The 11,521-nt window shown below is 71.5% G+C and carries 12 protein-coding genes; 6 read left to right on the top strand and 6 right to left on the bottom strand.

Features of this window, described 5'->3' with window-relative positions:
- The 3 genes from tsaB to VBO01S_RS28885 all read right to left on the bottom strand — a co-directional run.
- Nucleotides 1-477: tRNA (adenosine(37)-N6)-threonylcarbamoyltransferase complex dimerization subunit type 1 TsaB (gene tsaB, locus VBO01S_RS28895; protein ID WP_062481939.1), on the bottom strand; the 477-nt coding region annotated here is incomplete at its 3' end.
- Nucleotides 470-1,444, bottom strand: a complete 975-nt coding sequence (locus tag VBO01S_RS28890) for a DMT family transporter (RefSeq protein WP_255221234.1) — start codon at nucleotides 1,442-1,444, stop codon at nucleotides 470-472. The genes VBO01S_RS28890 and tsaB, both read right to left, overlap by 8 nt.
- Nucleotides 1,445-1,539: 95 nt before the next feature.
- Nucleotides 1,540-2,307, bottom strand: a complete 768-nt coding sequence (locus VBO01S_RS28885; protein ID WP_062481934.1) for a DeoR/GlpR family DNA-binding transcription regulator — start codon at nucleotides 2,305-2,307, stop codon at nucleotides 1,540-1,542.
- A 78-nt stretch (nucleotides 2,308-2,385) separates the two neighbouring features.
- Here VBO01S_RS28885 and VBO01S_RS28880 point away from each other — a divergent pair, with 78 nt between their 5' ends.
- From VBO01S_RS28880 to VBO01S_RS28870, 3 genes are all read left to right on the top strand, one after another.
- Nucleotides 2,386-2,973: an NUDIX hydrolase gene (locus VBO01S_RS28880; protein ID WP_062481947.1), complete on the top strand. Its 588-nt coding sequence runs from the start codon at nucleotides 2,386-2,388 to the stop codon at nucleotides 2,971-2,973.
- A 7-nt stretch (nucleotides 2,974-2,980) separates the two neighbouring features.
- Entirely contained in the window at nucleotides 2,981-4,402 is a 1,422-nt protein-coding gene (gene dacB / locus VBO01S_RS28875) for a D-alanyl-D-alanine carboxypeptidase/D-alanyl-D-alanine endopeptidase (protein ID WP_062481931.1), read from the top strand.
- Nucleotides 4,403-4,535: 133 nt separating this feature from the next.
- Nucleotides 4,536-6,137 (top strand): alpha/beta hydrolase family protein, encoded by a 1,602-nt coding sequence (locus VBO01S_RS28870; RefSeq protein ID WP_062481944.1) that lies wholly within the window; start codon nucleotides 4,536-4,538, stop codon nucleotides 6,135-6,137.
- Nucleotides 6,138-6,169: 32 nt separating this feature from the next.
- Here VBO01S_RS28870 and VBO01S_RS28865 read toward each other — a convergent pair whose 3' ends face one another.
- Genes VBO01S_RS28865 through purE form a run of 3 tightly spaced genes read right to left on the bottom strand, consistent with a single transcriptional unit; the run spans nucleotide 6,170 to nucleotide 8,903 of the window.
- Complete coding sequence (locus VBO01S_RS28865) at nucleotides 6,170-7,171, bottom strand: L-threonylcarbamoyladenylate synthase (RefSeq protein WP_062481928.1); 1,002 nt, start codon at nucleotides 7,169-7,171, stop codon at nucleotides 6,170-6,172.
- On the bottom strand, nucleotides 7,168-8,361 hold the full coding sequence (locus VBO01S_RS28860) for a 5-(carboxyamino)imidazole ribonucleotide synthase (RefSeq protein WP_062481925.1): 1,194 nt from the start codon (nucleotides 8,359-8,361) through the stop codon (nucleotides 7,168-7,170). Before VBO01S_RS28860 ends, VBO01S_RS28865 begins: the two co-directional genes overlap by 4 nt.
- Nucleotides 8,358-8,903, bottom strand: a complete 546-nt coding sequence (purE, locus tag VBO01S_RS28855) for a 5-(carboxyamino)imidazole ribonucleotide mutase (RefSeq protein WP_062481923.1) — start codon at nucleotides 8,901-8,903, stop codon at nucleotides 8,358-8,360. Before purE ends, VBO01S_RS28860 begins: the two co-directional genes overlap by 4 nt.
- 36 nt (nucleotides 8,904-8,939) lie before the next feature.
- Here purE and VBO01S_RS28850 point away from each other — a divergent pair, with 36 nt between their 5' ends.
- The 3 genes from VBO01S_RS28850 to VBO01S_RS28840 all read left to right on the top strand — a co-directional run.
- A complete protein-coding gene (locus tag VBO01S_RS28850; protein ID WP_062481920.1) occupies nucleotides 8,940-9,860 on the top strand; it encodes a tetratricopeptide repeat protein in 921 nt (306 codons plus the stop codon).
- Between the two features lie 132 nt (nucleotides 9,861-9,992).
- On the top strand, nucleotides 9,993-10,301 hold the full coding sequence (locus tag VBO01S_RS28845; protein ID WP_062481916.1) for a helix-turn-helix domain-containing protein: 309 nt from the start codon (nucleotides 9,993-9,995) through the stop codon (nucleotides 10,299-10,301).
- A gap of 49 nt (nucleotides 10,302-10,350) precedes the next feature.
- A partial coding sequence (locus VBO01S_RS28840; RefSeq protein ID WP_062481942.1) for a type II toxin-antitoxin system HipA family toxin occupies nucleotides 10,351-11,521 on the top strand: 1,171 nt, incomplete at its 3' end.

The raw sequence follows: 11,521 nt of genomic DNA, 5'->3' as shown, positions 1-11,521 counted from the left end.
GAGCGCCCAGCCGGCCGGCACCTCGAGCGCCTCGGGGGCGAGCAGCAGCGGCTCGGGGTCGCCGCCGAACGGGCCGGCGGAGGCGAAGTCGTAGTGCGCGGCGTAGAGCTGGTCCATGCGCGCATCGAGCACGGCCACCACGCGCTGCGCGCCGAAGGCATGGCGTGCCTCGTCGGCCACGGCCAGCAGGGTGTCGACCGGCAGCAGCGGCACCTTGGCGCCGAAGGCCAGGCCCTGCGCCACCGAACAGGCGGTGCGCAGGCCGGTGAAGGAGCCCGGGCCGCGCCCGAAGACGATGGCGTCGAGCTCGGCCAGTGCGAGCCCCGCGTCGGCGAGCAGCTCGCGGATCAGCGGCAGCAGCGTGCTCGACGCCTGCGCGCCGCCCACGCCGCTGTGCGCCAGCACGCGGTCGCCGTGGCGCACCGCGACCGACAGGTGCTCGGTGCTCGTGTCGAAGGCCAGCAGCTTGTCAGACATTCGGACGCCCCATTCCCGCCGGGCACGGCGTCGGGCAGACCGGCGCCACGCGCACGGCCGCGGCCTTGCGCACGCCGAACAGGATGCCGCCCGTCACCAGCGCGAGCCCGGCGACCAGGCTCCAGTGCATCGGTTCGCCCAGCCACAGCACCGCGCCGAAGGCCGACAGGCCCGGCACCAGCGCCGTGATCATGGTGGTGCGCACGGGGCCGAAGTGCTGGATCATCTTCGTGAAGGTGATGCCCGAGATCACCACCGAGCCGAGGCCCTGGAAGGCCATCTGGAACGCGACCTCGCCCCACGGTGCGCTGCCGATGTGGCTCACGACCGCGCCCGAAGCCACCAGCAAGGTGTAGACCGGCACATAGGTCATGAGCGCGAACACGGTGATGGCGATGGTCGCGCGCACGGCGTCCAGGCCGTGGCGGCGCGCCACCACGCTGTAGCAGGCCCAGCAGAAGGCTGCGCCCATGAACATCAGGTCGCCCTTCCAGACCTCGCCGCCCTCGAAGGCGTGCAGCAGGCTGCGCCCACCGACCACGAGGTCGCCCGCGACGATCATCGCCAGCCCGATGGCGCGCGTGGGCGTGATGCGGTCGCGCAGCACCAGCGCGGCCAGCAGCGTGGTCCACAGCGGCAGGCTGCCGGGCATCAGCACGGCGGCATGGCCGGCCGGCGCGAAGAAGAAGCCGCTGTAGGCGATGAGCGCGTAGGCCACGCCGCCGAAGATGCCGGCGGTGGCGGTGATGCGCAGCGACAGCGGCGACAACCCGAAGAACGAGGAGACCGCGCCGCGGTGCTTCGTCGCCAGCCACGCGCCCCAGGGCACCAGCACCAGGCTGGCGCCGCACATGCGCGCAAAGGCCAGGTCGAAGGGCGTGAGCGAGCGCGCGGCCGAGGCGCGCGCGATGAGGATGAAGGCGGTCCAGACCACGACGGTGACCACGGCCGCGCCGATGCCGAGCATGCGGGGAGACAGGAGGGGCGGGGAGGTCTGCGGGGGCGCGGCGGGCATCCCGCCATTATCGAGGGCAGGCCCCGGCCGCGCAGGGGCGGGGCGAATCAACCGGCCTCGTCGGCGCGCAGGATCGCCAGGCCGGCCGCGCGCAGCGGCGCCAGCGCCTGCTCGGGGGCCTGCGGCGCCACCAGCAGCTGCGTCGCGCCTGTCAGCGGACTGACCACCCACGCCGACGCGGCCCCCAGCTTTTCGGACGAGGCCAGCACGACGGTCTCGGCCGCCGCGGCCATCAGGGCGCGCTTGATCTCGGCCTCTTCCGCGTCGCCCGTGGTCAGGCCCGCCTCGGCGTGCACGCCGGTGGCGCCCATGAAATACGTGTCGGCGTGAATGCGCGAAATGGCCGCCATGGCCGCCGCGCCGACCGCCACCATCGAATGCCGGAAGAGCCGCCCGCCGATCAGCACCACCTCGATGCCGGCGTGCGCCGCCAGCTCGACCGCCACCGACGGGCTGTGCGTGACCACCGTGGCCTGCAGCGCGAGCGGCAGGTGGCGCGCCAGCTGCACGGCCGTGGTGCCGCCGTCGATGAACACCACCTGCCCCGGCTTCACGAGGCGCGCGGCGGCGCGGCCGATGGCCACTTTTTCGTCGGGCGCGAGCTGCTGGCGCCCGCTGAAGTCGGCCTCGGCCGCGGCCACCGGCAGCGCGCCGCCGTGCACGCGCTGCAGCAGCCCTTCGGCCGCGAGCTCGCGCAGGTCGCGGCGGATGGTGTCTTCGGACAGGGCCAGTTCCTCGCTGAGCGCCTTGGCGACGACCTGGCCGTCGCGCCGCAGGACCGAGAGGATGTGTTGCTTGCGCGGTCGGGTGAGCATGGGCCGATGGTAACGGGTTTGCACGCTATTGCACGAATCTTCTTGATATTGCACGAACTCGGTTCTATGCTCGCCGCCATGACCATTCACGACCGCGTCCGGGTGCACGAAGTCACCCTCCTGTCCGACAACTGGTACACGCTGCGCACCACCGCCTTCGACTGGCGGCGCAATGACGGCGAGTGGCAGCGCATGCACCGCGAGACCTACGACCGCGGCAACGGCGCCACGCTGCTGCCCTATCACCTGGGCCAGCGCACGGTGCTGCTCACGCGGCAGTTCCGCTACCCGGCCTTCGTCAACGGCCACGACGACCTGCTGATCGAGGCGGCCGCGGGCCTGCTGGACAACGCCGCGCCCGAGGAGCGCATCCGCGCCGAGGTGGAAGAAGAGCTGGGCTACCGGCTCGGCACCGTGCAAAAGGTGTTCGAGAGCTTCATGAGCCCGGGTTCGGTGACCGAGAAGCTGCACTTCTTCGTCGCGCCCTACGAGGCCTCGATGCGCGTCGGCGCGGGCGGCGGGCTGGCGGAGGAGGGCGAGGACATCGAGGTGCTCGAGCTGGGCATCGACGAGGCGCTGGCCATGGTGGCCGACGGCCGCATCGCCGACGCCAAGACGATCATGCTGCTGTACCACGCGAAGCTGCACATTTTCCCGCCGGGATAATCCGCGGATGCCTCTTGTCTTCCGCCCTGCGCCCCTCGCACTGACCCTCGCCCTGCTGGCCCCGGCCGGCGCCTTCGCCCAGCAAGCCCTTCCGCCTCAAGTCGATGCCGCCCTCGCGCGCGCCAAGGTGTCGCGCGAGGCCGTGACCCTGCTCGTGGCCGATGCCGACGCGGGCCGCGCGCCGCGCCTGGCATGGCGTTCGCAGGTGCCGGTGAACCCGGCCTCGATCATGAAGCTGGTGACCACCTACGCGGCGCTCGACCTGCTCGGCCCGGCCTACAGCTGGAACACGCCGGTCTACGTCGAGGGCTCGGTGGCCAACGGCGTGCTCAACGGCAACCTCTACATCAAGGGCCAGGGCGATCCCAAGCTGGTGCTGGAGCGCGTGTGGCTGCTGCTGCGCCACGTGCAGGGCCTGGGCATCACCACCGTGAGCGGCGACATCGTGATCGACCGCAGCGCCTTCGAGACCACGGTCGAGAACGACCCGGCCGCCTTCGACGGCGAGCCGCTGCGCCCCTACAACGCCTCGCCCGATGCGCTGCTGGTGAACTTCAAGTCGGTCAACATGACCTTCGCGCCCGACCGCGCCGGCCAGTACGCGCGCGTGAGCTACGAGCCCCCGCTGGCCAGCGTGGCGATGCCGCCGACGGTGCCGCTGGCGCCCGGCGAATGCGGCGACTGGCGCGGCGCGCTCAAGCCTGACTTCAGCGACGTGAACCGCATCCGCTTCAATGGCGGCTTTCCCACGGGCTGCGGCGAGAAGAGCTGGGCCGTGGCCTACGCCGACCCGCGCACCTACAGCCTGCGCGCCATCGGCGGCATGTGGGCCGAGATGGGCGGGCGCGTGGGCGGCCAGATGCGCGAGGGCCGCGTGCCCGCGGGCCTGAAGCCGGCCTTCGACTTCGAGTCGCCGCCGCTCGCAGAAGTGGTGCGCGACATCAACAAGTACAGCAACAACGTGATGGCGCAGCAGGTGTTCCTCACGCTGGGCCTCACGCAGAAGCAGCGCGGCACCTTCGAGGCCTCGCGCAGCGCGCTGGGCCAGTGGTGGCGCGAACGCATCGGCACCGGCGAGGCGTCGCCGGTGTTCGAGAACGGCTCGGGCCTGTCGCGCGACGAGCGCATCAGCGCCGCCGCGCTCGGCAAGATGCTGCAGGTGGCGTGGCGCTCGCCCGTGATGCCCGAACTGGTGGCCTCGCTGCCCGCGATGGGCGTGGACGGCACGCTGAAGCGGCGCACACTGCGCTCGGGCGGCGCGGCGCACCTGAAGACCGGCACGCTGCGCGACGCCTCGGGCGTGGCCGGCTACGTGCACGGCGCGAGCGGCCGGCGCTACGTGCTGGTGGCCATCGCCAACGGCGAGAACGCCGGCGCCGCGCGCGCCGCCTTCGACGCGCTGATCGACTGGACCGCGCAGGACCAGTGACTCGGACGGGGCCCGAGGCGTCCCGCTCCTGAATAGGTTCTGCTCGCAAACGCTGCTTGCGCGCGGCCATGGCGCTGCCCAGAATCGGACGCTCGTTCGTTTTCGATACCTATCCAGGAGACGCGTCTTGACCTTGCAGCACCCACGGCATTCACAGCCCTCGTCCTTCCCGGTCCGCCGGGTCACCGCCGCGGCGACGCTCGCCGGCGCCACGTTGCTGCTCGCCGCCTGCGGCGGGGGCGGCGGTGGGGGCGGCATCGGCATCGGCTTTCCGCCGCCGGGCGGCGGCAGCGACACCGGGCGCGGCTCGGTCGTCACCAGCCCGCCCGAGCAGGGCACCAAGCTCACGGCCGACCAGTTCAGGGCCAGCCTGCAGGCCTCCGACCAGGGCAAGGCGCTGCTGCAGGTCACCGGCGCGCCCAAGTGCGGCGTCGACATGCGCTACCTCGAATACCGCACCGTCGGCGGCAAGAACGAAGCCACCAACGCCACCGCCGCGATCATGGTGCCCTCGGGTTCCGACGTCGCCTGCAGCGGCGCACGACCGGTGGTGCTGTACGCGCACGGCACCACGCCGGCGCGCAACTACAACCTCGCCAAGTGGACCGACACCACCCAGCCGGCCGCCGGCGAAGGCCTGATGGTGGCGGCCATGTTCGCGGCGCAGGGCTACATCGTGGTGGCGCCCAACTACGCGGGCTACGACAAGTCGACGCTGCCCTACCACCCCTACCTCAACGGCGAGCAGCAAGGCAAGGACATGGTCGATGCGCTCACCGCGGCACGCAAGACCTTCTCGGACATCGGCGCGAACGACGCCGGTTCGCTGTTCATCACCGGCTATTCGCAGGGCGGCTACGTGGCGATGGCCGCGCACCGCGAGATGCAGGCCACCGGCAAGACCGTGACGGCCTCGGCCCCGCTGGCTGCGCCCTCGGCCATCAGCCTCCTGACCGACTACACCTACCTGGGCTGGCCGGCACTGGGCTCGACCCTGTTCGTGCCGCTGCTGTCGACCAGCTGGCAGCAGCAGTTCGGCAATGTCTACAACAGCACCAGCGACGTCTACGAAGCGCAGTACGCCACCGGCATCGACACCCTGCTGCCCACCCTCACGCCGGGCACGCTGTTCTCCAGCGGCAAGCTGCCGCAGCTGGCGCTGTTCCCGGCCGACGGCAAGCCCGGCCCGGTGAGCCCCGAGCTGGCGATCTTCTACGGCGCCAACAACCTCATCAAGCAGAGCTTCCTCACGCAGGCGGCCACCGACATCCAGTCGGCCCCCTGCCCCGGCAACGCGCTGCCGGCCACGGCCGCGTCGCTCGGTTCGGCCTCGCCGCTGGACTGCAAGCCCGCCACGGGCTTCCGCAAGGCGGCCATCGCCAACGACCTGCGCAACTGGGTGCCGACCAAGCCGATGCTGCTGTGCAGCGGCGCGAACGACCCGACCGTGAACTTCCTGAGCACGCGCGCCACGGCCGGCTACTTCCGCGCCAAGGGCATGCCGGCCGCCGCGCTCGCGGTGGTCGACCTGGAAGACCGCGGCACCACCGACAGCTACTCGGCGGCACGCGCCGGCTTCGCGCAGGCCAAGGACCTGCTGGCACAGAGCACGCCGGGCAGCGCCACCGACAAGGCGCGCGCCGTGACCGCGGCCTACCACGGCACGCTGGCGCCACCGTTCTGCCTGGCGGCAGCGCGCGGGTTCTTCCAGGGAGTGCTGGCGGCCGGGGGCTGAGCCCCGCGGCCAAGCAGCCGATCAGGCGTTGATCAGGCCGCTGCAGCGCGCTGCAAGCGGTCTTTCACGCCTTCCCACTCAGGCGTGTCGGGCGGCGTCTCGACCCAGATCAGCTTCACGCCCTGCGCGTCGAACTCGCGCAGCACCGCGAACAGCTGCTGCGCGGTGGCCGCGGCATCGTCGGGCATGCGCCGCAGCAGCACGCGCTGCGAGCGGCTGCGCACGTTGCTGCGCGTCCACACGGCAATGTGCGCGGCGTTGGCGCCGAGCACGTCGAGGCCGGTCTGGATGGCCTTGGGGTCCATCAGCCGCACCTTGGCGTCGGGCGCGTAGTGCGCCTCCAGCGTGCCCGAGGCGCGCGGGTCGGGCGTGTCGAGCACCTCGCGGTCGCGCAGGGGCTCGCCGACGGCGGCTTCGATCTGGTCGCGCGTGATGAGGCCCGGGCGCAGCAGCACGGGCGCGCCGCGGCTGCAGTCGACGATGGTCGATTCGATGCCCACTTCGCAGGCGCCGCCGTCGACGACCAGCAGCGCGTCGCCGAATTCGTCGTGCACGTGCTGCGCGGTCGTCGGGCTGACGCGGCCGAAGCGGTTGGCGCTGGGCCCCGCGAGGCCGGGCACGCCCTGCTCGGCGCAGGCTTCGAGCAGCGCCTGCGCCACCGGGTGCGCGGGGCAGCGCAGGCCGATGGTGTCCTGCCCGCCGGCCGCCGCCGTGCCCACGCCGGGCTGGCGCGTGACGATCAGCGTGAGCGGGCCGGGCCAGAAGGCCTGCACGAGTTTCTGCGCGAAAGGCGGCAGCGGCTGGGCGAAGCGCGACAGCGCCTGCGCGCCCTTGGCGCCCGCCGCCACGTGGACGATCAACGGATGGTCGGCCGGCCGGCCCTTGGCCGCGAAGATGCCGGCGACGGCGGTGTCGCTGCTGGCGTCGGCGCCCAGGCCGTAGACGGTTTCGGTCGGGAAGGCGACCAGTCCGCCCGCGCGCAGCACGCGCGCGGCCTCGGCGATGGCGTCGGGAGCGTGGCCGTCGAGGATCATGCGAGCGCCGGCAGGCCCAGCAGCAGCGCGGCCTGCGAGGCATTGGCGCGCACGCTCTCGAGCGTGGCGCCGGTGAGGGTCAGGTGGCCCATCTTGCGGCCGCGGCGCGGTGCCAGCTTGCCGTACAGGTGCAGGTGGGTACCGGGCAGGGCGAGCACCTCGCTCCAGCGCGGTGCGACCGGCTTGGCGCCGTCGCCCTCGCCGCCCGGGAACCAGAGGTCGCCCAGCAGGTTGAGCATGACGGCGGGGCTGTGCTGGCGCGGCGCGGTCAGCGGCAGGCCGGCGAGGGTGCGCACCTGCAGCTCGAACTGCGACACGTCGCAGGCTTCCATGGTGTAGTGGCCGCTGTTGTGCGGGCGCGGCGCCATTTCGTTCACCACCAGCGAGCCGTCGGCCAGCGCGAAGAACTCGACGCACAGCACGCCCACGTAGTCCAGGCCGCTGGCGATGCTCTTGGCGGAATTGACCGCGCCCTGCGCCACGGTCTTGGGCATGTTCTGCGGGTGCACCTCGGTCACGGCAAGGATGCCGTCGCGGTGCAGGTTGCGCTGCGGCGGGAAATGCACGATCTGGCCGTCGCGCCCGCGCGCCAGGATCACCGAGCACTCGAACTCGAGCGGCAGCATCTTCTCGAGCACGCAGGGCACGCAGCCGGCGGCCTGCCAGGCCTCGACCAGCTCGGCGCGCGTCTTCACGCGCTGCTGGCCCTTGCCGTCGTAGCCCAGGCGGGCGGTCTTGAGGATGCCGGGCAGCAGCTGGTCATCAACGGCAGCCAGTTGCTCCGCGGTCTCGATGACGGCGTAGGGCGCGCAGGGCACGCCGCAGCGCGTGAAGTGCGCCTTCTCGGCGATGCGGTCCTGCGCGATGGCGATGGCCGAGGCCGCGGGCGACACCGGCCGCGCCACCGCCAGGTGCTCCAGCGAGGGCGCGGGCACGTTCTCGAACTCGGTGGTCACCGCGTCGGCCAGGCCGGCCAGGCGGGCCAGGCCGTCGACGTCGGCGTAGTCGGTGTGGATGTGGTGGTGGCTCACGCGGCCGGCGGGGCTGTCGGCGTCGGGGTCGAGCACCGCGGTGAAGTAGCCCATGCGCTGGGCCGCGTGGGCGAACATGCGCCCGAGTTGGCCGCCGCCGAGCACGCCGAGCGTGGCGCCCGGGAGGATGGGCAGGTCGCCCGAATGGCCCGTGCTCACAGTGCACCCCCGCCTTGCGGCGAGAAGGGCGACACCGCCGCGCCCGCTTCGGGCGGCGGCAGCACCATGGCCTCGGCAGCGGCGGTCTGGGCCGTGCGGAAGACGTCGAGCTTGGCGCGCAGCGCCGGGTTGTTCACCGCCAGCATGGCCACGGCGAACAGCGCCGCGTTGGCCGCGCCGGCGGTGCCGATGGCAAAGGTGGCCACGGGCACGCCCTTGGGCATCTGCACGATGCTGTAGAGGGAATCGACGCCCTGCAGGTGGCGGCTGGCCACCGGCACGCCGAGCACCGGCACCGTGGTTTTCGACGCCAGCATGCCCGGCAGGTGGGCCGCGCCGCCCGCTCCCGCGATGATCGCGGTGAGCCCGCGCCCGGCGGCGCTTTCGGCGTACGCGAACAGCGCATCGGGCATCCGGTGGGCCGAGACCACCTTCGCTTCGTGGCTGATTCCGAATTGCTGGAGAATCTCGACCGCGTGGCGCATCGTCTCCCAATCGGAGTTCGAGCCCATCACTACACCGACCTGAATGGTTTCGTTCATGGTTTCAATTTTACGTTTCACCCCCAGCTGTTCCCGATGATCGACATCACTCTCGAAAATTTCCAGGCCGAGCTGATCGAAGGCTCGGTCGCCACGCCGGTGCTGCTGGACATCTGGGCCGAATGGTGCGGCCCCTGCAAACAGCTCGGCCCGGTGCTCGAAAAGCTCGAAACCGAGTACGCCGGCCGCTTCACGCTGGCCAAGCTGGACGCCGACAAGGTGCCGCAGATTTCCTCGCAGCTGTCCGAGATGTTCGGCGTGCGCAGCATCCCTTTCTGCGTGATGTTCAAGGACGGCCAGCCGGTGGACGGCTTCGTGGGCGCCATTCCGGCCGAGAAGATCCGCGAATTCCTCGACAAGCACGTGCCGGGCGCGGAGGAAGCCGAAGCGGCTTCGGAAGGCGCCGCCGCGCAGGAAGCGCTGGCCGAGGGCGACACCCTGGGCGCGCTCGAGAAGCTGCAGCACGCCGTGGCCACCGACCCGGCCAACGACGACGCGCGCTTCGACTACATCAAGCTGCTGCTGCAGGAAGGCCGCGTGGACGACGCCAAGGTCGCCTTTGCCCCGGTGATCGCCAAGACCACGCTGGTGCGCCGCTTCGATTCGCTGCAGCGCTGGATGGACGCCATCGATTTCGCCGCACCCGTCACCGGCTCGGCGCCGACGCTGGGCGACTTCGACGACAAGATCGCGGCCAACAAGCGCGACTTCGACGCCCGCTTCAACCGCGCCCGCCTGCTGATGGCCGCCCAGCGCTGGACCGACGCGATGGACGAGCTGCTCGACATCCTCATGCGCGACAAGACCTGGAGCGAAGACCTCGCGCGCAAGACCTACATCGCGATCCTCGACGTGATCGAGCCGCCGAAGGTGAAGGTCGCCGACGGGCAGATTCCGCCGGACGATCCGGTGGTGGCCACTTATCGCCGTCGCCTGAGCAGCGTGGTGTTGAGCTGAACGGCTGAACGACGCATTGCGCCTTTCAGTGCGCAATTGAACAAGAAAGCGACCTGTGGGTCGCTTTTTTATTGCCGCCACCATCCCATATAGATAGCATTGCTACTCAATTTCCGATAAAAGCGCATTGCAATGCTCCAACTGACCGAAGAACTCGAAAAAGCCCGCAAGGCCGGCGGCCTGAGCCAGGAGGCGCTGGCCACGCGCGCCGGGCTGTCGCGCATGACGGTGCAGCGCATCGAAAGCGGGCAGATCGATCCGCGTCTGTCGACGCTGCTCGAAATGGCGCGCGTGCTGGGGCTCGAACTGATGCCCGTGCCCGCCAGCCTGCGTCCGCAACTCGAAGACTTCGTGCGCTCGGGCGGGCGCCTGCTCGGCCAGCCGGCGGGCGTGGGCGCACCGCCGTCCATCGCGCAGAGCCTGGCCGACGAGAACCGGTGAGGCGGTGAGCACGCGCGCCGCCTTCAACACGGGCATCCGCTACCTGCGGATGCACCTGCACCTGCCCGATGGCGGGCGGCGCGCCATCGGTTACCTCTCGCAGTACGGCGACATCCTGCGCGTGTCCTTCGACGAGGCGTACATCGCCGATGCGGGCCGGCCCACGCTGTCCCTCGCGTACCGCGGTGCCGACGAGGCCGCCACGCGCGCCATCCTCGCTTCGGCGCGCGACACCCGCGTGTCGCGCAGCGACGGCCGCTGGCCCAGCTACTTCCAGAACCTGCTGCCCGAGGGCCACAACCGCGAGCGCCTGGCGCAGCAGCGCGGCTGCGCGGCCGACGACGAGTTCGAGCTGCTGGCCGCCGCCGGCCACGACCTCATGGGCGCGCTCGAGGTCGAGCCCGTGCCCACGTCCGAGGGCATTCCCGACACCGTGCGCCACTGGCACACGGCGCTGGGGCTCGACGTGCTCGAACCCGGCTTCGTCGAGATGCCGGTGGAAGACGCCGCCGCCATCCCCGGCGTGGTGACCAAGTTCTCGGCGGTGCAGGACGGACGCCGCTACGTGGTCAAGCGCCACGGCGCGGCGGGCTCGTTCATCCTCAAGCTGCCGAGCACGCGCCACCCCGACCTGGTCGCCAACGAATACGCCGGCTACCGCCTGTGCGGCGCGCTCGGGCTCGACTGCGCGCAGGCCCACGTGATCGACCGCGCCGACGCCGACCTGCCCGAGCAGGTGCCCTTCGCGCAGATCCTGGCGGTGCGCCGCTTCGACCGCACGCCCGAGGGCGGGCGCATCCACATGGAAGAGTTCGCGCAGGTGCTGCAGTACGAGCCGCGCCAGAAGTACGGCCGCGGGCTGGCCACCGACTGGCCCGCCATGCTGCGCGTGCTCGACCGCCTGTCGCCCAACCCGGTGGCCGACGTGCGCGAGTGCGTGCGCCGCCTCGTGGCCTTCATCCTGCTGGGCAACAGCGACGCGCACCTGAAGAACTGGGCCCTGCGCTACCCCGATGGCGTGGCACCAGTGCTCGCGCCGCTGTACGACCCGGTCTGCGTGGCCGCCTTCTTCGAGGACGTGCCGGCGCGCGACTACGGCGTCAACCGCACCATCGACGCCACGCTGCGTGCTTTCGACTGGGCGGCGCTGGAGGCTTTGCTGCGCGCGGCCGGGCTGCTGCGGCCGGCGCGCTTGATGGCCATCGCGCGCGACACGGTGC

The organism is Variovorax boronicumulans NBRC 103145, assembly GCF_001591345.1.
Lineage (GTDB): Bacteria > Pseudomonadota > Gammaproteobacteria > Burkholderiales > Burkholderiaceae_C > Variovorax > Variovorax boronicumulans.
Note: the sequence above shows the minus strand (reverse complement) of the source record. Positions and strands in the feature narration are given on the sequence as shown.

What these genes read in the sequence shown, in the direction of transcription:
- purE (WP_062481923.1), bottom strand. Translation starts at nt 8,903, where the DNA reads ATGAACGAAACCATTCAGGTCGGTGTAGTGATGGGCTCGAACTCCGAT.
- VBO01S_RS28865 (WP_062481928.1), bottom strand. Translation starts at nt 7,171, where the DNA reads ATGATCCTCGACGGCCACGCTCCCGACGCCATCGCCGAGGCCGCGCGC.
- VBO01S_RS28885 (WP_062481934.1), bottom strand. Translation starts at nt 2,307, where the DNA reads ATGCTCACCCGACCGCGCAAGCAACACATCCTCTCGGTCCTGCGGCGC.
- VBO01S_RS28845 (WP_062481916.1), top strand. Translation starts at nt 9,993, where the DNA reads ATGCTCCAACTGACCGAAGAACTCGAAAAAGCCCGCAAGGCCGGCGGC.
- VBO01S_RS28890 (WP_255221234.1), bottom strand. Translation starts at nt 1,444, where the DNA reads ATGCTCGGCATCGGCGCGGCCGTGGTCACCGTCGTGGTCTGGACCGCC.
- VBO01S_RS28880 (WP_062481947.1), top strand. Translation starts at nt 2,386, where the DNA reads ATGACCATTCACGACCGCGTCCGGGTGCACGAAGTCACCCTCCTGTCC.
- VBO01S_RS28850 (WP_062481920.1), top strand. Translation starts at nt 8,940, where the DNA reads ATGATCGACATCACTCTCGAAAATTTCCAGGCCGAGCTGATCGAAGGC.
- dacB (WP_062481931.1), top strand. Translation starts at nt 2,981, where the DNA reads ATGCCTCTTGTCTTCCGCCCTGCGCCCCTCGCACTGACCCTCGCCCTG.